This is a genomic window from Xanthobacter sp. 126 (assembly GCF_000526175.1).
GTDB classification, from domain to species: domain Bacteria; phylum Pseudomonadota; class Alphaproteobacteria; order Rhizobiales; family Xanthobacteraceae; genus Xanthobacter; species Xanthobacter aminoxidans.
Genome location: NZ_JAFO01000001.1, coordinates 3,384,002 through 3,406,811, shown reverse-complemented (window position 1 = coordinate 3,406,811; position 22,810 = coordinate 3,384,002). Strand labels below are relative to the sequence as shown.

Annotated in this window: 22 protein-coding genes; 10 read left to right on the top strand and 12 right to left on the bottom strand. The window is 69.5% G+C overall.

All coding sequences use genetic code 11. The annotated features are described in order from the left end of the window. The first annotated feature begins 2 nt into the window (after positions 1–2). The 3 genes from XAN126_RS0116215 to XAN126_RS0116205 all read left to right on the top strand — a co-directional run bounded on the left by XAN126_RS0116215 (position 3) and on the right by XAN126_RS0116205 (position 3,211). A complete protein-coding gene (locus tag XAN126_RS0116215; protein ID WP_024279637.1) occupies positions 3–926 on the top strand; it encodes an enoyl-CoA hydratase-related protein in 924 nt (307 codons plus the stop codon). A 56-nt stretch (positions 927–982) separates the two neighbouring features. Next, entirely contained in the window at positions 983–1,927 is a 945-nt protein-coding gene (locus tag XAN126_RS0116210) for a nitronate monooxygenase (protein WP_024279636.1), read from the top strand. 120 nt (positions 1,928–2,047) lie between these two features. Then, positions 2,048–3,211 carry an acyltransferase gene (locus XAN126_RS0116205; protein WP_024279635.1) on the top strand — a complete coding sequence of 388 codons (1,164 nt, stop codon included), beginning with the start codon at positions 2,048–2,050 and terminating at the stop codon, positions 3,209–3,211. Positions 3,212–3,217: 6 nt separating this feature from the next. Here the strand turns inward: XAN126_RS0116205 and XAN126_RS0116200 are convergent, their stop codons facing one another. From XAN126_RS0116200 to XAN126_RS0116160, 9 genes are all read right to left on the bottom strand, one after another. Then, positions 3,218–3,691, bottom strand: a complete 474-nt coding sequence (locus XAN126_RS0116200; protein WP_029877279.1) for an ureidoglycolate lyase — start codon at positions 3,689–3,691, stop codon at positions 3,218–3,220. Beyond that, positions 3,688–4,938 carry a Zn-dependent hydrolase gene (locus XAN126_RS0116195; RefSeq protein ID WP_024279633.1) on the bottom strand — a complete coding sequence of 417 codons (1,251 nt, stop codon included), beginning with the start codon at positions 4,936–4,938 and terminating at the stop codon, positions 3,688–3,690. Before XAN126_RS0116195 ends, XAN126_RS0116200 begins: the two co-directional genes overlap by 4 nt. Further along, a complete protein-coding gene (locus tag XAN126_RS0116190) occupies positions 4,938–5,966 on the bottom strand; it encodes an ABC transporter ATP-binding protein (RefSeq protein ID WP_245272267.1) in 1,029 nt (342 codons plus the stop codon). The genes XAN126_RS0116195 and XAN126_RS0116190 overlap by 1 nt, the downstream gene beginning before the upstream one ends. Beyond that, positions 5,963–7,405, bottom strand: coding sequence for an Asp-tRNA(Asn)/Glu-tRNA(Gln) amidotransferase GatCAB subunit A (locus tag XAN126_RS0116185; protein WP_024279631.1), 1,443 nt, complete (start codon positions 7,403–7,405; stop codon positions 5,963–5,965). The genes XAN126_RS0116190 and XAN126_RS0116185 overlap by 4 nt, the downstream gene beginning before the upstream one ends. Further along, on the bottom strand, positions 7,402–7,617 hold the full coding sequence (locus tag XAN126_RS26440) for a hypothetical protein (protein WP_024279630.1): 216 nt from the start codon (positions 7,615–7,617) through the stop codon (positions 7,402–7,404). The genes XAN126_RS0116185 and XAN126_RS26440 overlap by 4 nt, the downstream gene beginning before the upstream one ends. Further along, the gene (locus XAN126_RS0116175) at positions 7,614–8,675 is read right to left on the bottom strand and encodes an oligopeptide/dipeptide ABC transporter ATP-binding protein (RefSeq protein WP_024279629.1); all 1,062 of its coding nucleotides are present in this window, start codon (positions 8,673–8,675) and stop codon (positions 7,614–7,616) included. Before XAN126_RS0116175 ends, XAN126_RS26440 begins: the two co-directional genes overlap by 4 nt. Continuing rightward, the gene (locus XAN126_RS0116170; RefSeq protein WP_029557972.1) at positions 8,672–9,553 is read right to left on the bottom strand and encodes an ABC transporter permease; all 882 of its coding nucleotides are present in this window, start codon (positions 9,551–9,553) and stop codon (positions 8,672–8,674) included. Before XAN126_RS0116170 ends, XAN126_RS0116175 begins: the two co-directional genes overlap by 4 nt. 8 nt (positions 9,554–9,561) lie before the next feature. Then, positions 9,562–10,506 (bottom strand): ABC transporter permease, encoded by a 945-nt coding sequence (locus XAN126_RS0116165; RefSeq protein ID WP_024279627.1) that lies wholly within the window; start codon positions 10,504–10,506, stop codon positions 9,562–9,564. Between the two features lie 212 nt (positions 10,507–10,718). Further along, positions 10,719–12,413, bottom strand: coding sequence for an ABC transporter substrate-binding protein (locus XAN126_RS0116160; protein ID WP_024279626.1), 1,695 nt, complete (start codon positions 12,411–12,413; stop codon positions 10,719–10,721). Positions 12,414–12,666: 253 nt separating this feature from the next. Between XAN126_RS0116160 and XAN126_RS0116155 the strand changes: the two genes are divergently transcribed. Then, on the top strand, positions 12,667–13,374 hold the full coding sequence (locus XAN126_RS0116155; protein WP_024279625.1) for an aspartate/glutamate racemase family protein: 708 nt from the start codon (positions 12,667–12,669) through the stop codon (positions 13,372–13,374). 139 nt (positions 13,375–13,513) lie between these two features. Then, entirely contained in the window at positions 13,514–14,263 is a 750-nt protein-coding gene (locus tag XAN126_RS0116150; RefSeq protein ID WP_024279624.1) for a sulfite exporter TauE/SafE family protein, read from the top strand. Positions 14,264–14,281: 18 nt separating this feature from the next. Here XAN126_RS0116150 and XAN126_RS0116145 read toward each other — a convergent pair whose 3' ends face one another. The 3 genes from XAN126_RS0116145 to XAN126_RS0116135 are packed head-to-tail and all read right to left on the bottom strand — an operon-like array spanning position 14,282 to position 18,162. After that, complete coding sequence (locus XAN126_RS0116145; protein WP_245272266.1) at positions 14,282–14,923, bottom strand: glutathione S-transferase family protein; 642 nt, start codon at positions 14,921–14,923, stop codon at positions 14,282–14,284. A gap of 55 nt (positions 14,924–14,978) precedes the next feature. Continuing rightward, entirely contained in the window at positions 14,979–16,322 is a 1,344-nt protein-coding gene (locus XAN126_RS0116140) for an HlyD family type I secretion periplasmic adaptor subunit (protein ID WP_024279622.1), read from the bottom strand. A gap of 7 nt (positions 16,323–16,329) precedes the next feature. Beyond that, positions 16,330–18,162, bottom strand: coding sequence for a type I secretion system permease/ATPase (locus XAN126_RS0116135; protein WP_081762665.1), 1,833 nt, complete (start codon positions 18,160–18,162; stop codon positions 16,330–16,332). Between the two features lie 208 nt (positions 18,163–18,370). On the opposite strand from XAN126_RS0116135, the gene XAN126_RS0116130 reads away from it, so the two are divergent. From XAN126_RS0116130 to pcaD, 5 genes are all read left to right on the top strand, one after another. After that, positions 18,371–19,780 (top strand): hypothetical protein, encoded by a 1,410-nt coding sequence (locus XAN126_RS0116130; RefSeq protein ID WP_051460618.1) that lies wholly within the window; start codon positions 18,371–18,373, stop codon positions 19,778–19,780. Then, the gene (locus XAN126_RS0116125; RefSeq protein WP_024279620.1) at positions 19,708–20,460 is read left to right on the top strand and encodes an alpha/beta hydrolase; all 753 of its coding nucleotides are present in this window, start codon (positions 19,708–19,710) and stop codon (positions 20,458–20,460) included. The genes XAN126_RS0116130 and XAN126_RS0116125 overlap by 73 nt, the downstream gene beginning before the upstream one ends. Before the next feature lie 105 nt (positions 20,461–20,565). Next, a complete protein-coding gene (cysE, locus tag XAN126_RS0116120) occupies positions 20,566–21,423 on the top strand; it encodes a serine O-acetyltransferase (RefSeq protein WP_024279619.1) in 858 nt (285 codons plus the stop codon). Positions 21,424–21,492: 69 nt separating this feature from the next. Continuing rightward, entirely contained in the window at positions 21,493–21,879 is a 387-nt protein-coding gene (locus XAN126_RS29085) for a DUF3126 family protein (RefSeq protein WP_024279618.1), read from the top strand. An 89-nt stretch (positions 21,880–21,968) separates the two neighbouring features. Continuing rightward, positions 21,969–22,742: a 3-oxoadipate enol-lactonase gene (gene pcaD, locus XAN126_RS0116105; RefSeq protein WP_024279617.1), complete on the top strand. Its 774-nt coding sequence runs from the start codon at positions 21,969–21,971 to the stop codon at positions 22,740–22,742. The last annotated feature ends 68 nt before the right edge of the window (positions 22,743–22,810 follow it).

Genomic DNA, 22,810 nt, shown 5'->3' with positions numbered 1-22,810 from the left:
CTATGCTGCGCACCGAGATCGACGGCGACAGCATCGCCACCCTTACCCTCGACCAGCCGGGCCGGCCGGTGAACACGCTCGGCTGGGCGCTTGTCGATGCACTGGAGGCCGAGGTGGAGCGGCTGGCGGGGGATGCGGCCGTCTCCGGCATCATCGTCACCTCGGGCAAGTCCTCCTTCCTCGCGGGGGCGGACCTTTCCATCATGAACGGCCTTGCCGCGCCGGAGCTGGCGCTGGCCGAGACGGCGCGCCGCATCGGCCGCATGGGCGCCCTGTTCCGCCGTCTGGAGACGTGCGGCAAGCCGGTCATCGCCGCCGCGCCGGGCACGGCGCTGGGGGCGGGGCTGGAGCTGATGCTCGCCAGCCATTACCGGCTCGCGGCCGACAATCCGAAGGGCCTGTTCGGCCTGCCGGAGGTGACGCTCGGCATCCTGCCCGGCGCCGGCGGCACCCAGCGCGTGCTGCGCCGCCTCGGCATCGCCGCTGCCCTGCCCATGCTGCTGGAGGGGCGTGCCATGACCGCCGCCGAGGCTCTGGAGGCCGGGCTGATCGATGCCCTGGTTCCCGCGGACGGACTGATCGGCGCGGCCAAAGCCGCCCTGCGCGAGGGGCGGGTGAACCCCGTCGCGCCGTGGGACGCCAAGGGCTTCCGCCTGCCCGGCCTCGCCCCGACCAGCACCGCCGCGGGCGACCTCTTCGCCTTGTGGAATGCCCGGGTGCTGGCCCGGACCCGGGGGGAAGACCCTGCGCCGCGCGCCATCCTCTCCTGCCTGTTCGAGGGGGCGCGCCTGCCCATGGACAAGGCGCTGAAGGTGGAGCGCGATTATTGCGCCGGCCTCATCCGGAGTGCACAGGCGCAGCAGAAGATCGCCGCCTTCTTCGCCCGTCAGGCTCAGAAGGCCGGCGGCGCGGCAGCCACGGTTTGATTGGCAACAAAGCTTCGAGACACGCGGCGCAGCCGCCCCAAGACAAGGACTATTCCATGCCGCTTCCCGCCGCCTTCGAGGGCCGCCTGAAAATCCCCGCCGTGGCCGCGCCCATGTTCCTCACCTCCGGTCCGGATCTCGTGGTGGAGGTCTCGCGCTCGGGCATGGTGGGCACCTTTCCGGCGCTCAACTGCCGCACCAGCGAGGGCTTCCGCGACTGGGTGCGCGAGATCAAGGCGCGCCTGGCGGAGACGGCGGATGCAGCGCCGTTCGGCGTGAATCTCATCGTCCACAAGTCGAACCCGCGGCTGGAGGCGGACCTCGCCATCTGCGCCGAGGAAAAGGTGCCGCTCATCATCACCTCGCTCGGCGCGGTGTCCGATCTCGTGAAGGCTGTCCATGCCTATGGCGGCGTGGTCTTCCACGACGTCATCAGCCGCCGCCACGCGGAGAAGGCCGCCGAGGCAGGAGTGGATGGCATCATCGCCGTTTCCGCCGGTGCCGGCGGCCATGCGGGCACCATCAGCCCGTTCGCGCTCGTCACCGAGATCCGGCAGGTGTTCGCGGGGACCATCCTGATGGCGGGCGCCATCAACACCGGTGCCCAGATCCTCGCCGCCCGGGCGGCGGGTGCGGACCTCGCTTATATGGGCACGCGCTTCATCGCCACGCGCGAGGCCATGGTGCAGCAGGAGTTCAAGGACATGATCCTGTCCTCCGCAGCTGCCGACATCCTCTACACGCCGGCCATCAGCGGCGTGAACGCCAATTTCCTGAAGCCGAGCATCCGGGCCGCCGGGCTCGACCCGGACAACCTTCAGGGCCACGCCAAGCTCGACATGTCGAACGAGGCCAAGGCCTGGAAGACCGTGTGGTCGGCGGGGCAGGGCGTGGGCGGCATCGCCGACCTGCCGGGCGCGGCCGAGCTTTGCGCGCGGCTTCGGGAAGAGTATCGCGCGGCGCTCAAGGCGCTTTGCTCGGATGCGTTCGCCGGGGCCTGACCAGCCAAGTGGCGGAATGGGGCTCGGTTCGAGCCGGGGGCACGTCGGCGCAGGTGATGGACCCGCGCCGACGCCGGGGTTACGGTCTGGCTCCCGCTTGCTGCCCCTGATGCCTGCCCAATGCCCGTTTCCGGAACGCACCTCGTCGATCCGCCCCATGTCGAGCCTCCTCTGGGGCGCGTGACAAGTCTCGATGGCCTGCGGGGCTTTGCCTCCTGCACTGTGGCGATCTTCCATTTCTTCTACGCCTTCACGCCCGGCCCCTTCCGCTCCTGGGGCCGCACGGGTTTCTCGGTCTCCGACACGCCGCTGGCGGTTCTGTGGAACGGCCATTTTTCCGTCGCCGTCTTCTTCGCCTTGAGCGGCTTCGTGCTGGCCGCCTCGGCCCCGCGCATGCTGAAGGAAGCGCCGCTGTTGATCGGCCTCCGGTACTTCCGCCTCGCCCTGCCGGCGCTGGCGGCCTCGCTCATCGCATGGTTCTGGATCGCCGGCTTTCCCGATGCCGGAAAGGCGGCGCAGGCGCTCTCCGGCAGTACGTGGTTTCGCTGGACCCACCAGCCGCCCATTCCGGCCCTGTGGCAGGCGGCATGGGAAGGGGCGGTTCAGGTGTTCGTGGAGACGGGCAAGCCGCTGTTCAATAACCCGCTCTGGACCATGCGCATCGAGCTGATGGGCTCGATCCTCATCTATGGCGGCTATGCCCTCGTGCGGGGGCGGGCGCGGGTGCCGGTGCTGGTGGCTGGGCTCTTTGGCCTCGGGATTGCGGTCGATTTCTCGCTCGCCGCCTTCTGCGGCGGGGCGCTGCTGTTCGAGCTGCGCGGTTGGCTGAAGCCGATGCCGATGCGGGGCACGCTGCTCGCGCTCCTCGGTCTCGTGCTCGGCGCCACCTATCCCGGCCATGCGGACGGGCCGGGCCTTGCCGATGCCGTGCTGTCCCGCCTCGGTGGCGACGGCTGGCGGGAGGCCGGGGCGCTGCTCGTCATCGTCTCGTTCCTCACCACGCCGTGGCTGCGGGACCTGTTCGAGCGGCCGGCGCTGCAGCATCTCGGCGCGCTCTCGTTTCCGCTCTATCTGGTGCATGTGCCGCTGATCGTGGGCCCAGCGGCCTGGGCCTTCGTGCATTTCGCGCCCATGGGCGTGGGAGGGCTTGCGCTTCTGTTCGCGCTCACCGCGCTGGCGACGTTCCTCGCCGCCAGCCTCTTCCTCGTCGTGGTGGAGCGGCCGGTGCTGGATGGCCTGCAAGCCGTGCGCAAATGGGGGCGGGCGCGGCTCGCCGAGGCGTGAGAAGAATTATAGCGCCACCGCCAGCGGCGGTATGGCGATCACCTCCTCGTCGTCGGGTCCGTAGTCGCGCCACATGAGGAGCGCGAAGGGGGCGGGGGCATCGAGCACCGTCAGCGGCGCGTGCCAGGTGCCTGGGGCGAGCGTGATGCCCTGTCTCGGCGCGGGCAGGAAGGCTTCCGCCGCCGCGAGGTCCGGTCCGTCGTCGGCCGTGCCCGGCGCCACCACGATCACCCAGCGCGCCGGTGCCATGGGCACGAAGCTCTGGGAGGTGAAGACGTGCCGCTCGATGACGCTCACCGCCACCGGCTGAGGCACCGGCGCGGCGAGGATGAGGGAGAGGCTGGCGGGCACGCCGGGCCGCAGGTTCACGAGGCCCCTGTCGAAAGAGGTGCGCACCCCCACCGTCTGCGGCACCGCCAGCACCTCGCCATAGGGTGCGAAGGCCTCCCCCGTCAGCGGGCGTGGGACGAGAGGCCTCACGCGCCGCCGCCCGCCACCGCGAGCACCGCGTGCAGCAGCACGTTGGCGCCAGCGGCGCACTCCTCCGGCTTGGCGGATTCCAGCTCGTTGTGGCTCACGCCGTCCTTGCACGGCACGAAGACCATGGCGGTGGGCACCACGGTGGCGAGGTGGAAGCTGTCATGCCCGGCCCCCGATACGATGGGCCGGTGCGGCAGGCCCAGCCGGTCGGCCGCGGCGGCGATGGCGCCGGTCATGGCCGGGTCGAAATGGGTCGGCTCCTTGCGCCAGATGGTGTCGAGGCGGATGTCCACCTTCCGCCGCGCGGCGATCTCCTTCACCTGCGTCTGAAGCGCCTTATCCAAGGCGTCCAGAATGCCGGCGTCGGGGGTGCGGAACTCGCCGGAAAAGGCGATCTCGCCGGGGATCACATTGCGCGAGGGCCGCGCGATCACCGCCTCGCCGACGCTGCCCACCGCGTTCGGCCCGTGCGCCTTGGCGAGGGCTTCGATGGCCAGCACGATTTCGGACAAAGCGGCCAGCGCATCCTTGCGCAGATGCATTGGCGTGGAGCCCGTATGGCTCTCGAAGCCGCTGATGCGGCCGTCGTACCAGATGATGCCCTGGCCGTGCTCAACCACGCCGATGGGGAGGCCTTCCGCCTCCAGGATCGGCCCCTGTTCGATGTGGAGTTCGAGGAAGCCGGAAAACGTCTGCGCGCCCACCGCCTCCGCGCCGCGATAGCCGATGGCATCCAGCGCCGCGCCGACGCTGATGCCCTCCGCATCGGTACGGGCGAGGATGTCGGAAACCGGCAGGTCCGCCACGTAGCCCGCCGAGCCCATCATGGCCGGGGCGAAGCGGGAGCCTTCCTCGTTGGTCCAGTTGCAGACGCAGATGGGCGTCTCGGTCTCGATGCCGGCATCGTTGAGCGTGCGCACCACTTCCAGCGCCGCCATCACGCCCAGCACGCCGTCGAACTTGCCGCCGGTGGGCTGGGTGTCGAGGTGCGAGCCGATGCCCAGCGGCGGCTTGGTCATGTCCTTCCCCGGCCGCAAAGCGAACATGTTGCCGAGGCCGTCCACGGTGACGGTGCAGCCGGCGGCCTCGCAGGCGGCGCGGAACCAGTCGCGCACCTGCCGGTCCTCCTCCGACAAAGTGAGACGGCGCACGCCGCCCTTCTCCGTGCCGCCGAAGCGGGCGGTCTCGATGATCGTGCTCCAGAGGCGGTCGGCGTTGATGGTCAGGTTGGAGGCGTAGGCGGTCATCAGTTCACCGGGACAGGGGGTTCAGCCAGAACACAACGCACGTCGCGGCCAGGGCCGAGATGGACGAGCGGCGGCGGCGCGACGGTGCAGCGCGGCTGCACGAAGGCACAGCGCGGGGCAAAGGAGCAGGCGACGGGCGCCTTGTCGAGGGAGGGCGGCGTGCCGGGGATGGTCTCCAGCCGCGCCCCGCGCGCCGCCCCATGCACGGTGGAGGCGAGCAGCCCGCGCGGATAGGGGTGCTGCGGCGTGCGGACGATCTGGCCCAGGGTACCGGTCTCCACGATCTGGCCGGCATACATCACCGCCACCTTGTCGCAGATCTCGATGGCGACGCCGATGTCGTGGGTGACGAAGATGACCGACATGCCCATTTCCCGCTGCAGCTCGCGCAGCAGCAGCAGGATCTGGATCTGCACGGTGGCATCGAGGGCGGTGGTGGGCTCGTCCGCCAGAAGGATCTTGGGGCGGCAGGCGAGGGCGAGAGCGATCATGGCGCGCTGGCGCATGCCGCCGCTCATCTCGTGGGGATAGGCATCGAGACGGCGCTTCGCCGAGGGGATGCGCACCAGCTCCAGCATCTCCAGCGCGCGGGCGGTGGCGTCGCGCTGGCTCGCGCCCTCGTGGCGCATCACCGATTCAGAGATCTGCCGGCCGATGGTGTAGACCGGATCCAGCGCCAGAGCCGGCTCCTGGAAGATCATGGAGACGGTGCGGCCGCGGAAGTCGGAGAGCGTGGCATCGTCCACGGCGAGCACATCCTGCCCCGCCACATGCACGCTGCCGGAGATCACCGAGCGCCGTTTGGGCAGCAGGCGCATGAGCGCGCGCATGGTGACGCTCTTGCCTGAGCCGGATTCACCCAGCAGCCCCAGCACCTCGCCCTCGCCGAGGGAGAGGGACACGCCGTTCACCGCATGGACGGTGCGCTCGCCGGTGAAGCGGATGGTGAGATCGCGGATGTCGATGAGGGGTTTTGAGGCGTCGGCCATCGTTCGTGCGCCGGTCGCTTCGCTTGCAGCTTCGCTCATGCTTCCTCCGGCATCTGTTCGTGGAAGTCGGTCTCGCGCTGGAAGGCGGCGCCGATGCGGATCAGCGTCGCCTCGGCGAACGGCCGGCCGATCATCTGAAATCCGATCGGGAGCCCCGTGGCGGTGAAGCCGCAGGGCAGGCTCACCGTGGGCAGGCCCAGATAGTTCACCGGGCGGGTGAAGCGGGTGATGCGCTGGATCATGGCTTCCGCGCCCGGCCCGCCGTCCGTGTCGGTCTCGGCGATGGTGGGGGCGGGCATGGGGGCTGTGGGGGCGAGCACGGCATCCACTTCGGCGACTGCGGCCAGATGCTCCGCCAGCGCCGGCCCGCGCCAGCGCAGCGCTTCCAGATAGGTGACGGCCGGAATGGCGAAGCCGTTCTCCAGCCGCGCGCGGATGCTCGGGCCATAGTCCTGCGGCCGCTCCAGAAGCCACGGCTTGTGGCTGGCGGAGGCCTCGCAGTTCAGCACCACCTGCGAGGCGCCGGAGAGCTTCATCTGGTCCGGCAGGGAGACGGTGACGATGCGCGCGCCGCCGCGCTTCAGTGTGGCGATGGTCTCGTCCAGCACGCGGGCGACCTCGGGGTCGAGATCATCCACATAGAAGGCATCGGGAATGCCGATGGTGAGGCCCTTGAGGCTCCCCTCGGCGGCGGCGAGATAGTCCGGCACCGGGGCGGTGGCGGTGGTGGGATCGAGCGGGTCGTGTCCGGCCATCAGCTGAAGCAGGATGGCGCAATCCTCCACCGTCCGTGCCAGCGGGCCGATGGTGTCGAGGGAGAAGGACAACGGCATGGCGCCGTAGCGGCTGACGAGGCCCACCGTGGTCTTCAGCCCCGTGACGCCGCAGAAATGCGCCGGCATGCGGATGGAGCCACCGGTGTCCGAGCCCAGCGCGCCATAGGTCAGCCGCGCCGCCACCGCCGCCCCTGAGCCGGAGGAGGAGCCGCCGGTGACATGGGCGGTGTTCCACGGGTTCCGCGCGGCGCCGAAATGGGCGTTGTGGCCGGTGGGGCCATAGGCGAACTCCACCATGTGCAGCGCGCCGAGCCGCACCGTGCCCGCCGCCTTGATGCGGGCAAGGGCGGTGGAGGAGGTCGTCGCCACGGTGTCCCGCAGGATCTTCGAACCACAGGTGGAGACGCGGCCGTCCTCGTAGAACATGTCCTTGTGGGCGAGGGGCAGGCCGTGCAGCAGGCCCTTCACCTCGCCCTGCGCCAGCGCGGCATCGGCCGCATCGGCGGCGGCCAGCGCCGCTTCGGGTTCGATGGCGATGAAGGCGTTGATGGCGGGCTGGAGCCGCGCGATGCGGGCCAGGCACGCCTCCGTCGCCTCGCGGGAGGAGAGCACGCCGGCGCGTATGGCCATGGCGGCTTCCGCCAGCGTCATCAGCGCCGGATCGGCCGGTGTGCCGGCGGAGGGGCGGAGCGACAGGCTCATTGGCCGCCCTCCTTCGGCTCCGCGCAGGGCCGCTGCACCGCGAGGAAGGTCGCCGGCTCCAGATCGAACGGCAGGGTGCCGGCGATGGCGGAGAACGCGGCAAGGCCGGGCGAAATGCCGGAAGCGATACGCGCGGCGTCGGCGGCGGAAAGATCGAGACCGGCCGCGCGGATGATGGCGGCGGCGTCTTCAGGTGAAAGATGCTGGCTCATGCGGCGACCTCCGTCGCGGCGGGCGCGCGGCTGTGGCCGGAGCCCGGAATGACCATGTGGCAGGCGGCGAGATGGGCGTCGGGCGCCGTATCGCCCGGCGTCGCCGGGGAGAGCGCCGGGCCGATACGGCCGCACACCTCTTCGGCGAAGGAACAACGGGTGTGGAAGCGGCAGCCGGCGGGCGGGTCGATGGGGTTCGGCGGATCGCCGGAGAGCGGCGGCGTCTCGGTGCGCTTGTCCGGGTCGAGGGCCGGCATGGCAGCGAGCAAAGCGCGCGTATAGGGGTGGGCAGGAGCCTCCCACACCTCGTCCACCGGCCCCACCTCCACCACCTGCCCGAGATACATCACCAGCACGCGGTCGGAGATGTAGCGGACCACGTTGAGGTCGTGGCTGATGAACACGTAGGTCAGGCCGAACTCGCGCTTGAGGTCGGTGAGCAGGTTCAGGACCTGCGCTTCCACCGACTTGTCCAGCGCCGAGACCGCCTCGTCGAGGATGACGAGCCGCGGCTTCAGAGCGAGGGCGCGGGCGATGTTCACGCGCTGGCGCTGGCCGCCGGAGACCTCGTGGGGATAGCGGTTGGCGAACACTTCCGGGCGCAGGCCCACCTTGCCCATCAGTTCGCGGGCGAGCGCCCGCGCCTCCTTGTCGGAGACGCCGTGGACCTTGGGGCCGAAGGCGATGCTGTCCTCGACGGTGAGGCGCGGGTTCAGGGACGCATAGCTGTCCTGGAACACCATCTGCATCCCGCGCCGGAACTCGCGCATGGAGAGGCTGTAGCCGACGACCTGGCCGTCGAACAGGATCTCGCCGGAGGTGCGCGGCATAAGGTGCATGAGCAGGCGCGCGGTGGTGGACTTGCCGCAGCCGCTCTCGCCCACGATGCCGAGCGTCTCGCCCTTGGCGACGGCGAAGGACACATCGTCCACCGCCCGCACGGTCTTCTTTTCGGCGAACAGGCCGCCGCCGATGGGGAAGTGCTTGGTGAGGCTGTTGACGGCGAGCAGCGGCTGGGCCGGTCCGCCGAGGTCCTCAAGAGGTTCGATGGTGCTCAATTGCGGATGTCCATGGCGCTGCGCAGCCCGTCGCTGAGCATGTTGAAGCAGATGGAGACGGCGAAGATCATCACGCCCGGCAGCGCTGCCACGCCCGGATTGACGTAGATGGCGGTGCGCAGGGTGTTCAGCATCAGGCCCCATTCGGGCTCCGGCGGCCTTGTGCCGAGGCCGAGGAAGGAGAGGCCCGCCGCGAGGATCATGGAGACGGAGATGAGGCCCGTCGCATAGACGAAGATCGGCCCCAGCACGTTGCCCAGCATGTGCACGCGCATGATGGTGAGCGCCGAGGCGCCCGACGCCCGCGCCGCATCCACGAAGTCGAGCGAGCGCACCGAGGTGGTGACGCTCTCCGCCACGCGGGTGATCTGCGGCACGAACACCACGGTGAGAGACACGATGGAATTGACGATGCCCGCCCCGAGCACGCCCGAGATGGCGATGGCCAGCAGTACCGAGGGGAAGGCATAGAACACGTCGATCGTACGCATGATGATCGTATTGACCTTGCCGCCGAGATAGCCCGCCAGCAGCCCGAGGCTGGTGCCGATGCCGAAGGCGAGGATCACCGGCAATATGCCGATGAGCAGCGAGAGGCGACCGCCATAGACGAGGCGGGAGAGCATGTCGCGGCCGAGTTCGTCGGTGCCCAGCGGATAGTTGGGCGTGCCGATGGGGCGCAGCCGGCGGATCATTGAGCCCTGGTAGGGATCGGCGAGGCCGAGCCAGGGCGCGAAGATCGCCGCGAGCACGATGAGGATGAGGATGGCCGCGCAGGCCATGCTCACCTTGTCGCGGGAGATGCGGCGGGCCACCGTCGCCCAGTAGCCGCGGGCCTTCTCGACGGGGGCCGCCTCAAGGGCGGCATCGCTGGTCATCGCCACGATCAGGCCCTCTTGATGCGCGGATCGATCGCCGCCTGGGCGATGTCCACCACGAGGTTGAGGAAGACGAAGAACAGCGCCAGCACGAGGATGGTGCCCTGGAGCAGCGGCAAATCGCGCTGGAAGATCGCCGAGTTCAAAAGGAAGCCCGTGCCCGGCCAGGAGAACACCGTCTCGATGAGGATCGAGCCGCCCAGCAGGTAGCCGAGCTGGAGGCCCATGACGGCGATGGCGGTGGGCAAGGCGTTCTTCACCACATGGCGGAACACCTGGGTCTCGCGCAGGCCCTTGGAGCGCAGCGCCTCCACGAAATCCTGCGAGAGGATGTCGCCGGTGAGCGCCCGCACCGTACGCGTCACGATGCCCATGGGGATCACCGACATGGTGACGGCGGGCAGGATGAGGAAGCGCAGGTGCTCGAAGTCCCACGACCATCCGCCCGGCCCCATGCCCACGGCGGGCAGCCAGTTGAGCCACACCGAGAAGATGATGACCAGCACCATGCCCAGCCAGTAATGGGGCACGGAGACGCCGGCCACCGCGACGGAGGTGGCGAGCTTGTCCACCCAGGTGTTGCGGAAATAGCCGGCGATGAGGCCGAAGAAGGCCCCCAGCGCGAAGCCGATGACGGCGGCCGAAACCGCCAGGATGAAGGTGTTGCCGACCGCCGCTGTCACCTCGCCCAGCACCGGCCGGCCTGTGGCGATGGAGGTGCCGAGGTTGCCATGCAGCGCATGCCAGACCCACAGGCCGAACTGCACCGGAAGCGGCTGGTCGAATCCATAGGCCGCGCGCAACTGCGCCGCGAGTTCCGCCGAGGCGTCCGGCGGCAGCACCGCCACAAGCGGGTCGCCGGGAGTGATGTGCACCAAGAGGAAGCACACCAGCGCCACCGAGACGACGATGGGGATCACATAGACGATGCGCCTGAGGACATAGACCAGCACGGGGCGATCCTGCTTGTGTTGGAAGGGCGCGGGGTGGGCGGCTCCGCGCTGGGGTCTTTACCCTCGTCATCCCCCGGCTTGTCCGGGGGATCCACCGTGCCGCCGGAGCAAGTCTCCCGAGACTGGCCCCGGCCGGGCCGTGGATGCCCCGGACAAGCCGGGGCATGACAGTTGTTTGCTCCCTTCTCCCGCGAGGGGAGAAGGGAACCGCCTCACTCGCTGATGGACACCGGAGAGAAGTCCACGAACCAGCTCTTGGGCTGCACGAAGCCCTTGATCTTCGGGCTCAGCGCGCGCGGGCCGACATCGTGGGCGACCCAAAGGAAGGCCGCGTCGTCCACCGAGGCGGCGTGCAGCTCGGCGAGGGCGGCGTCGCGCGCAGCGGGATCGAAGGAGTTGCGCGCCTTCTTCACCAGCTCGTCGAACTTGGGGTTGTTGATGTAGCCCCAGTTGTTGGACACCGGCGGTGCCATGCCCGACTGGAGGAAGCGCACCATGGCGAAGAACGGGTCCATGGCCGCATAGGTGATGTTCACCGCGTTGGAGCCGTTGGCGGAGGGGTCCTTCGCGCCCTTGCGCCAGTTGGTGAACAGCGTGTTCCACTCGATCACGTCGAGCTTCACGTCGAAATAGCACTCGGCCAGCGCCTGCTGCAGGTATTCGTTCATGGGAAGGGGCAGCATCTGGCCCGACCCCGAGGCCGACGTCTGCGTCGTCACCTTCAGCTTCTTGTCGGGGCCGAACCCGGCCTCCTTCATCAGCTTCTGGCCTTCCTTCACATCATATTTGATCTGGAAAGTGGGGTTGCCGCGCCAGGGATGGCCGGGCTCCACGGTGCCGGTGGCGGGAGCCATGAGGCCGCCGAGCAGGCCCTCCTTCATCCCTTCGCGGTCGATGCACAGGTTCGCCGCCTTGCGCACCCGGATGTCGTTCCAGGGGGAGCCCTCGATGCGCGAGAATTGCCAGGGCCAGACGTGCGGCTGCTCGTTCGCCTCGATCTTGAAGCCGCGCGACTTCAGCTGCGGCAGGGCGTCGGGCGCGGGCGCCTCGATCCAGTCCACCTGTCCGGCGAGGAGGGCGGCGGTGCGGGCGTTGGCCTCGGGCATGGGCAGGAGCACCATGCGGTCGGTCTTCGGGATGCGGTCCTTGTCCCAGTAGGCGGCGTTCTTCACCAGCTCCAGTCGCTCGCGCGGCACGAAGGCGGCCATCTTCCACGGGCCGGTGCCGGAGGCACTGCGGGCGAAGATGGTCCAGGCCGCGGCGGCCTTCGCCTTCGCGTCGGCGCCCTCGGCGGTCTCATAGAGCTTCTGCCAGTGGGCAGGGCTCGCCATGAACAGGTTGGTGAGGTTGTAGGGCAGGAAGGAGTCGGGCTCGGCGGTGGTCAGCTCCACCGTCAAATCGTCGATCTTCTTCGCCGAGCGCAGGGTGGGCATGCGCGAGGCCGTGACGCCCACCTGGCTGGCATCGAACTGGGGTGCCTCCTTGTTGAGCACCTTGTCCACGTTCCACACCACGGCATCGGCGTTGAACGGCGAGCCGTCGTGGAAGGTCACGCCGGGGCGCAGCTTGAAGATCCACTTGGTCTTGTCCTGATCGTCCACCTTCCATTCGGTGGCGAGGCCGGGAACGAGGACGCTGGGCTTGGTGGCCGAGGACAGGTCCCACAGCAACAGCGCGTCATACATGGTGAGGCCGGTGAAGCGGTTGCCCTCGAAACCCTGGTCGGGCTGGCCGAGGGTGCGCGGAATATCGGCCGCCGTCATGCCGATGCGCAGGGTGGTCTCCGCAGCGGCAAAGCCTGGTGCCAGAAGGGCCGGGACGGCGACGAAGCCGCCCGTGGCCACGAGAAAGGCGGCCGTCCTCAGGAGGCGGCTGGCCGGGCTGTTGCGCAGGTCTTTCTTGAGCATCGTCGAGTCCTCTTCGGCGCGATGCCCATGCTGGCTAGCAACCCCTGTGCCACGGCGCGGAAGCCGTCCCGATCCTTTATGCCGCTGCGGAATGCGTGAAACAGTTCGTCGTCAAATCATCGACAAATTGCCAGATTGCTCATTAATTGGGCAAGTTCGGTTCATCGCATGCATTTTGGGTCGAGAGGCGTGCGGGACGCTTTTCAGGGCGGCCCCCGGATGCTTCCTTTGGGGCGGGCAGGGGGAGGGCGCTTTGAAGATTCTGGTCCTGAACGCGAATACCAGCGAGGCCGTGACCGATCGCATGGTGGCGGCGCTTAACCGTCGCGCGCCCGCAGGCGTCGAGCTTGCCGGCGTCACGGCCAGCTTCGGCCAGCCCTATGTCACCACGCGCCAATCCGCGGCGGTGGCGGGCCATGCGGCGCTGGAGGCGGTGGCTGCGGCGGTGGCCAAGGAGCAGGAGGAAGGGCGCGCCCCCTTCGATGCCGCCCTCTATGCCTGCTTCGGCGAGCCGGGCCTGGAGGCGCTGCGGGGCGCGTTCGCCTTCCCCTTTGCCGGCATGGCCGAGGCGAGCATCCTCACCGCGCTCCAGCTGGGCGAACGCTTCTCCATCGTGGTGCCGCACGGCGAATGGCCCGCCATGCTGCGCGAGCTGATGCGCCGCACCCATCTGGACGGGCGCTGCGCCGGCATCGCCATGGTCCCCGGCGATGCCCTCGCGCTGTCCGCGCGCCATGCGGACGGCTCCTCGGACAAGACCTGGGCGGTGGCGCGGGTGGTGGAGGAGACCATAGCGGCGCAGGCGCCGGACGTGCTCATCCTCGGCGGCGCGGCCCTCGCCGGCTATGCGGCCGAGATCGAGGTCGCCGCGTCCCCGCCCATCATCGATTCCCTCGAAGCCGGATTCGAGCAGGCGCTGGCCATCGCCCGGCTCGGCTCATGCCGTAGGGAGAGGCGCTGAGGGGCTTACTGGGGCTTGGCCTTGCAGGGGATTTTCTGTCGTGCCGCGCCGGGCGGGCTGCTATAGGCGGCAGGCCGGCGCCTCCGCGCGACCGGTGCCCGTCCCCGCGTGAGGGGCGGCTGCCGCAGCGAGTTCCCCCTTGATCGTCGATCCCCTCTTCTATGCCGCCGCCGTGCCGGCCACTATTGTGGTGGGCCTCTCCAAAGGCGGCTTCACCGGCCTTTCGGTGCTGGGCCAGCCCATTCTGGCGCTGGTGATGTCGCCCATCCAGGCGGCCGCCATCATCCTGCCGGTGCTGATCGTCCAGGACGTGGTGAGCCTCTACGCCTACTGGCGCCGCTGGAGCCGGAAGGAGCTGCTGCGCACTCTTCCGGGCGCTCTTGCCGGCATCGTGCTCGGCTATCTGCTTGCGGCCTCTGTGTCCGACGCGGCGGTGGCCTGCGGCATCGGCGTGCTCTCGGTGGTGGAGGCGGCACGCGCCTTCCTGTCGCGGCGGCTGAAGCGGACGCCGGGGGAGTCGGGTCCCATCGCCGCCGCGGTGTGGAGCGTCGTCTCCGGCTTCACCAGCATGATCGCCAATGCGGGTGGCCCGCCGCTGATGATCTATCTGCTCCGGCGCCCGCTTCCCGTGCAGCAGTTCGCGGCGACGGCCACGGCCTTCTTCGCGGTGGTGAACTGGGTGAAGCTGCCGTTCTTCCTCGCGCTGGGCCAGATCTCATTCGAGAATCTCGCCACCTCGGCTGCGCTGATCCCCATTGCCGTGGTGTCGACCATGGCCGGTGTCTGGCTGGTGCGTCGCGTCTCACCGGCGCGCTTCTTCGGCCTTGTCTACACCATCCTCGCGGTGGTCGGCGTGAAGCTGATCTACGATGGGGTGACGCACTTCTGAAGGCGCATCACCCGCGCCTCAGGTGAGCGGCGTCGGCATCAGTCCCGCAACCGCCGGCCGCGCCTTCAGTCGTCCATACCAGGCGGCAAGGTTGGGCAGGTCGGGCCGTTCCAGCCCGGTGCCCTCCAGCGGCATGTTGAACCAGCGGTGGGCGCAGCAGCCGAGCGGAATGTCGGCGACGGTGAGGCTCTCGCCCACCAGATAAGTGCGGCCGGCGAGCCCCGCCTCCACGATCGCCAGCGCCGCGCCGAGATTGGCAAAGGCCGGGGCGAGGGCCTTCGGATCGCGCTTCTCCGGCGCGGTGCGCACGATGCCCCATGTCAGCGCGCTCAGCGGCGCGGCGACGGTGCCGAGCTGGAAATCCATCCAGCGCCCGGCCTCGGCCTGCGCGCGCGGGTCGACGGGCATCAGCGTGCCGAGCCCGTGGCGGGTGGCGAGATAGCGCACGATGGCGTTGGATTCCCACAGCACGAAGCCGTCATCGTCGATCACCGGCACCCGGCCCACCGGGTTCCTGGCGCGAAACTCTGGGGTATCCACCACGCCGAACGCGCCGCCGGCCTCGATCCGCTCGAAGGGCAAGCCAAGCTCCTGCGCGGTCCAGATCACCTTCTCCACATTCACGGAATTGATGCGGCCCCAGACCTTCAGCATGGTCATATCCCGTCCTCTTTCGGCGCCCTTCTAGTCCCGTTCGCTTTTCGGCGCGAGGGCGTCATCGCTCCGTGAAGGCGCGGGCCATGGCATCGGCGAGGGGGCGGAGCAGATAGCTCAGCACCGTGCGCGAGCCGGTGTGGAAGGCGACTTCCGCATCCATGCCCGGCTGGAGCCGGCTGCGCAGATCGGCCGGCACGTCCGTCTCGTCCACGCCGACGCGGGCGAGGAAATAGGGCTGGTGGGTGGTCTCGTCCACCAGCCGATCGCGCGACACCGACGCGAGATGGCCGAGCACCATGGGCGTGGTGCGGCCATGGAAGGCGGGAAAGCGCACTTCCACCGCCTCATGGAGGTCGAGGCGGTCGATGTCCTGCACTGGCACGCGGGCCTCCACCACCAGCGGCGCGTCCACAGGCACGATCTCCAGCAGCGTATCGCCGGGGCGCACCACGGCGCCCACCGTGTAGATGCGCGGGTTGATGTTCTGCACGATCCCGCTGCTGGGGGCGCGGATCTCGATGCGCTCCAGCACGCTGCGCGTGACCTGGACCTTCTCCTTCAGTTCCGCCAGCTTCTCGCGGATGTCGAGCAACTGGGAGCCGACATCCTCCGCCCGCTGCTGCGTGAGCTGGACGATCTGCATCTTCTGCTCGCCGATGGAGCCGCGCGCCTTGGCCTCGTCAGCGATATTACGGCCGACGAGCCCGTCCAGCCGCGCCTTTTCCCGCTCCAGCGAGGAGACGCGCGACTTGTTGACGAGGTGCTTGCGCTCCAGCTCGCGAACGGCGGTCAGTTCGTCCTCGACGAAGGCCAATTGCTGCCGGGCCGAGGCGCGTTCCTGGGCAAGTCCCTCCAGCTCATGGCCGAGCTGGACGATGCGGCCGTTCAGGATGTCGATCTGGCTCTGGAAGGCGGCGCGGCGGTCGCGGAACTGGGCGATCTGGTCGGCCATGGCCTCCCGGACGGCGGGCACGCGGGCGAGTTCCAGAAGCTCGGGCGGGAAGGTGATGGCGGGAGCATCGTCCCGTTCGGCGACGAGCCGCGCTTCCAGGGCCAGAGCGGCGCGTCGCTGGGCGAGGGCCGCCTCGTCATTGGCCCGCGACTGCGTGGGATCGAGCCGGAACAGGGTTTCGTCCCGACTCACCTTCTGCCCCTCCTGCACCAGGATGGCGGCGACGATGCCGCCTTCCAGATGCTGCACCACCTGCCGCTTGCTCTCCACGCCGATCACGCCCGGCGCGACCACCGCACCGTCGACGCGGGCCATCGCCGCCCACCCGCCCAAGCCGAGGAAGGTGACGGCGATCAGGGCGTAGCCCGCGAGCGCGACGCTGCGATAGCCCGAGGGTGGCCGGGGCGAGGCGCCGGCGAAGGGACGGTCGGGAAAGGCGGGCGAGGTCATGCGCGCCTCACGGCTGGTTCGCCGGGCCGGCCGAAGAGGCCGGTGCGGTGCCGAGGCCGGCGACGGATTTGCGGACGCGAACAGTCGGTGCGCCACCCCCGGCAGAGGCTGCGGGCTGGGGCATCTGCGTGGGCGCCGAACCCTGGGCGACGCGCTTCATCACCTCGTCGCGCGGGCCGAAGGCGAGGGCGGCGCCATCCTTCAGCGCGAGCACGAGATCGCACTGGGCGAGGGCGGCCGGCCGGTGAGTGATGAGCACCACCGTGCGGCGCGCCGCCTTCAACTGCTTCAGCGCCTCGGTGAGCGCGGCTTCGCCGGCCGGATCGAGGCTGGCGTTGGGTTCGTCCAGCACGATCAGCGCCGGCAGGCCGAACACCGCGCGGGCGAGGCCGATGCGCTGGCGCTGCCCGCCGGACAAGGCGAGGCCGCCGTCGCCGATCTCGGTATTGTAGCCCTGCGGCAGCTGCTGGATCATCTCGTGGACCCCGGCGAGCTGCGCCGCCGCCACCACGGACTCCGGCTCGGCCGCGGTGAATCGGGCGATATTCTCCGCGATGGTGCCGGCGAACAGCTCCACATCCTGCGGCAGGTAGCCGACATGGCGGCCGAGCTGCTCCTCGTCCCAATGGGCGAGGTCCGATCCGTCGAGCCGCACTGCGCCTGACGCGGCCGGCCATACGCCGACCAGCGCTCGCGCGAGGGTAGACTTGCCCGCCGCCGTCGGGCCAATGACGCCGAGGACGCTGCCGGCGTCGAGCCGGAACGACAGCTGCCGCAGCACCGCCGTCTCGCGGCCCGGCGCCCGCACGAACAGGTTCTCCACGCTCACCGCCCCCGTGGGTTCCGGCAGGCGCAGCCGCTCGGGCGGGGGAGGGGCGGCTCGCAGCAGCATCTGGATGCGCCCATAGGCGGTGCGCATGTTCACCACCGATTTCCAGTTGCTCACCGCCTGCTCGATGGGCTGGATGCAGCGCCCCACCAGGATGGAGCCGGCGATGATCATGCCGGGCGAGATCTGCTTCTGGATGGCGAGCCACGCGCCGAGCCCCAGCACGACGCTCTGCACCAGCGCCCGGTTGAACTTGGTGATGCCGATGAGAAGAGCCCCCCGGTCGCCGGCCCGGCTCTGCCAGCCCATGGCGTCCTCGTGCGCGGCGTTCCAGCGCGCGCGCAGCGCCTGGGACATGCCCATGGCCTTGAGCACTTCCGCATTGCGCAGGGTGGCCGTGGCGAGGGCATTGGCCTTGATGCCGGCGCGGCCCGCCTCCGCGAGGCTCTGGCGGGTGGCGCGGTTGTTCAGGACGGCGAGGAAGCCGGAGAACAGGCAGCTCGCCACCGCCAGCACCCCGTAATAGGGATGCAGCAGGGTCGCGCAGATCATGTAGATGGGCACCCACGGCACGTCGCAGAGAGCGGCGAGGCCTGCGCCGGCATAGAAATCGCGCACGGTGTCGAGGTCGCGCAGCGCCTGCGCCTGTCCATTGCCTGGCGCGCGCAGCGCCATGCGGCGCACGGCATCGAACACATCCGCCGCCACCTTGGTGTCGAAGGCGATGCCGGCCCGCTCCAGCAGGCGGGACCGCAGCCCTTCCAGCGCCGCCCACACCAGATAGAGGAAGGCGGTGATGAGGGTGAGCAGCACCAGCGTCTCGATGCTGCGGCTGCCCAGCACCCGGTCATAGACCTGCATCATGTAGATGGAGGCGTTGAGGCCGAGGAGGTTGATGAAGAAGCTGAACACCACGACGCTGACGAAGGCCGGCCGGATCGTCCGCAGAGCACGGTCCAGCGCCGTCGGTGCGCCCGAGGCGGCTGGCTCTCTCGATCCCGTTACGCTCATGCCCCGGCGTCTCCGGCCCGGCTGGGGCCAATGCTCGTATGGCGCGCAGGGCGCCAAGCCTTCCTTTTATGCGGCGGGAGCGGCCGGCGGAAGCGGTGGAAGGGGCAGCCGCGGCTCAATTTGCATTGCCGTTAGGGTAGGCTGGTCCGGTCGCGAACGCCTTCGACTTCGCCACAATGGGATGCGAGGATGACGGAACGGAAAGACCATGGCTCGCATCTTCGCCTTCCTCGTTGTCTTCATCTCGCTGCTGGGCGCGGCGCCTTGGCTCGTGCCCGTGGCGAAGGAGAGCGCGAAGCTGATCGCCGCCCGTGACGATCCCGCCGCCCTCGCCGATCTCGGCCTCAAGGGCTTCACCGGCGAGGATGCGACGCGCGCCATCGAGGCCGCGCTGGCGGAGGACGATACCGCCCTCGCCACCTCCTACCTCGCTTTGGCCGATGCCCGGCACCTCGCTGTTTCGCCGGAGTTGCGCAAGCAGGTGGAGGTGGCCAACGGCGGGGCGGAGCAGGCGCTGCATTCCGCCAAGGCGTTCGGCATGGGCTTCGTGACGGGCCAACCCACCGATCTCGCCGGTCTCGCGGGGGCGGCAACGAGCGATCTCATGGTGTGGGGCGACATCCGCGACGCCGGACGCGAGGGCCTCAAGATGGCCCGCGGCGAGGAACCGGACCAGCTCATCCTCGGCCTGTCGGCCGTGGGCATTGCGGTCACCGCCGGCACCTACGCCACCGTGGGGGCGAGTCTGCCGGTACGGATGGGCATCTCGCTGGTGAAGGTGGCGAAGCGCACCGGTCGCCTCTCCGCCGGCCTGCTGCGCAGCTTCACCCGTGCTGCACGGGAGAGCGTGGACTTCGTGGCCCTGCGCCGCCTTCTCTCCGGCGCGACGGCGGTGGACGGGGCGGCGGTGAAGAGCGTGGTGCGCACCGATCGCCTCGCCACCCTCACCCGGATGCTGGACGACACCGCCCGCATCGAGGCCAAGGCCGGCACCCGCGCCGCGCTGGAAGGGCTGAAGGTGGCCGAGGGGGGCCGCGACCTCTCCCGCGTCGCTCGGCTCGCCGACGCCAAGGGCGTGCAGACGCTTGCCATCCTGAAGGCGCTGGGGCGCGGTGCCATTACCATCACCAGCCTGCTGTTCCACCTCATCTGGTGGGGCTTCCTCGCGGCCTTCTATCTGTTCGCGCTGGTGTCCAGCTTCAATTCCTTCTGCGTCGCCTGCGCCCGCCGGACGTGGCGGCACAAGCTGCGCCGGGGGCGCCCGCACGCGGCGCCCGGCGCACCGTCGCCAGGAAAGCTGTTCGTGCGGCGCACGCCAGCCGTTGCGCCCGTGGCGGAGGTCGCCGTTCCCGCGATTGCCGCCGCCGATGTCATCGCCGCCGCCACCCGCGACGTGCTGGCAGCCACGGAGGCAGTACGCGCCCTCGGGCGGGAGGGAGAGGCAGGCGGGGTGTTGGCAGGCGGGGAGGGACCTTCTAGTTTCCCCGCCCGCGCGCCCGAGCGGCGCGCAGCTCCCCTGCTCGCCGTTCCCCGCGAAGGTCCCTCATGCCCCATTTCTCCTCCGACGGTGTCGATATCGCTTATCTCGATCAGGGTGCCGGCGAGCCGGTCCTCCTGATCCACGGCTTCGCCTCCACCAAGGAGATCAATTGGGTCGGCCCCTCCTGGACGAAGACGCTCACCGAGGCCGGCTACCGCGTCATCGCCTTCGACCATCGCGGCCATGGGGAATCCGAAAAGCTCTATGATCCCGCCCTCTACGACACCCGCCTGATGGCGGAGGACGCCCACAACCTGCTCCGGCATCTCGGCCTCGAGCGGGCGGATGTGATCGGCTACTCCATGGGCGCGCGGGTGGCTGCCCAGATGGCGCTGCATTTTCCCCATGCGGTGCGCTCGGCCATCTTCGGCGGCCTCGGCATCCACCTCGTGGAAGGCGCGGGCCTGCCGCAGACGGTGGCGGACGCGCTGGAGGCGCCGAGCCTCGACGACGTTGCGGACCCCATGGGCCGCATGTTCCGCGCCTTCGCCGATGCCAACAAGGCGGACCTCAGGGCGCTGGCCTCCTGCATCCGCGGCTCGCGGCAGGTGCTGACGCGCGAGGAGGTGGGGCGCATCTTCCAGCCGGTCATGGTCGCCATCGGCACCCGCGATGCGGTGGCCGGTGCCGCCGCGCCGCTGGTGGCGCTGCTGCCGGACGGCACCCAGCTCGACATCCCCAACCGCGACCACAATCCCGCCGTGGGTGACAAGGTGTTCAAGCAGGGCGCTCTCGACTTCCTGAAGTCCCGGCCCTGACGCCGGCCGGCGGGAGCCTCTCGCCTTGCCGCAGCATGTGCTAGAACAGGGGCAAGTTTGATCCCCGAGGAGGCAGAGATGCCGCAAGTGCCGATGGTTTCCCAGATGCCGGAGCTTGCCGCGCCGCGCGTGACGCGCCTTGGCACCGAGCGCTGGCACGATGTGGTGGACCCCGTGTGGGCGCGCCTGCGCAACGAGGCCGAGGAGGCCGCCGAGCGCGAGCCTCTGCTCGCCGGCTTCTTCACCAGTGCCATCCTCGGCCAGCCCAGCCTCGAAGCCGTGATCGGCGAGCGCATCGCTGCCCGACTCGGCGACACCGACCTGCCGGGCTCGGCCATCCGCGCCGCCTGGCTCGATGCGGTGGCCCGCGACAAGGACATCTCCCAGGCCCTGCGTGCCGACGTGATGGCCGTGGTGGACCGCGACCCCGCCGCCGACCGCACGCTGGATCCGGTGCTCTATTTCAAGGGCTTCCACGCCATCCAGTCGCACCGGCTCGCCCACTTCCTGTGGAACAACGGGCACAAGGATTTCGCGCTCTACCTCCAGAGCCGCGCCTCATCCGTCTTCGCCGTGGACATCCATCCGCAGGTGCCCATGGGCCGCGGCGTGTTCTTCGACCATGCCACCGGCATCGTCATCGGCGCGACGGCGGTGATCGAGGATGACGTCTCCATCCTCCAGGGCGTGACGCTGGGCGGCACCGGCAAGGAGAGCGGCGACCGCCATCCCAAGATCCGCCGCGGCGTGCTCATCGGCGCCGGCGCCAAGGTGCTCGGCAATATCGAGGTGGGCCGCTGCGCCCGCGTCGCCGCCGGCTCCGTGGTGCTGAAGCCCGTGCCCCGCAATTCGACCGTCGCCGGCATCCCGGCCAAGGTGGTGGGTGAGGCCGGCTGCGCCGAGCCCTCGCGCTCCATGGACCAGATGTTCGAGGACAACATCTGGTCTGGTGCGGACATCTGACCCGACCGGCTTGAACGCACGCCCGATGGCGGCCATAAGGCGGCCATCCGCTCTCAGGAGGACCACCCCTTGGACAAGACCGAGATCGAGCAGGTGCAGCGTTATATGCGGAACCTCTTCAACAATCCGCAGATTAACGTGGCAGCCCGCGCGAAGCCGAAGGGCAGCGCCGAGGTGTTCCTCGGCGAGGAAGCCATCGGCACTCTGGACAAGGACGAGGAGGACGGCGAGCTTTCCTATCATTTCCGCATGCCGGTTCTCGACAAGGACGCTCCGAGCTACCTCCGCACCAAGTTCGGCAACCCGAAGTTCAAGGTGGTCGCCTTCGCGAAGTCCAAGGACACTGCCGAGGTCTATCTCGGCGATGATGCCATCGGCACCCTCACCAAGGACGAGGAAAAGGGGAAGGCCACGCAGAACTTCCGCATGGCCATCTTCGAGACCGACCTCGAGTGAGGCGATAGGCGCAGCCCCCAAGCGGGAGCTTGCGCCTGGCCCTGAACGCGCTACACCTCTGGCATATTGAATCCAGAGGGGAGGGCGCCGTGGCGCTGCTGGAGATCTCCGGGGAGCGGTTCAGGGTGGAGGTGACGGGGCCGGAGGGCGCGCCGCCGCTCATCCTCTCCCATTCCCTCGGCTGCACCCTCGGCATGTGGGATGAGGTGGTGCCGCTGTTCCCGGGCCGCCGCCTCATCCGCTACGACGCCCGCGGCCATGGCGAGAGCGCCGCGCCCGACCAGGTCTATTCCATGGGCGACCTCGGCCGCGACGTGCTGGCGCTGATGGACCGCCTGAACCTCGCCACCGCCGATTTCTGCGGCCTGTCGCTCGGCGGCATGGTGGGCCAGTGGCTGGCGCTGAACGCGCCGCAGCGCCTCACCCGCCTCATCCTTTCCAACACCACCGCCCATGCGGGCCCGACGCGCTTCTGGGATCACCGCATCAAGGCGGTGCGCAAGGACGGGACGGAGCCGATCGCCGATTCCGTCATCGACAGCTGGTTCACGCCCGAGTTCAAGGCGCAGCGTCCGGCCCGGGTGGCCGAGGTGCGCGCGATGGTGACGGGAGCGAAGCCCGCCGGCTACATGGGCACCAGCGCCGCCATGCGCGACATGGATTTCCGCGCCGACGTTGCGCGCATCGCCACCCAGACGCTGGTCATCGTCTCCGATGGCGACCGCTCGACGCCGCCAGCTTGGGGCGAGGCCATCGCCGCCGCCATCCCCGGAGCAAAGCTGGCGCGCCTGCCGGGCGGGCACCTCTCCGCCATCGAGCAGCCGGAAGCGTTCGCGCGGACCGTCTCGGCCTTCCTCGGATAGGCGCGCGCTCGCGCCGCGCCGGCCGGGCGTGACATCGCCCGGCGCTTGTGGAAGATGCCGCGCGAATG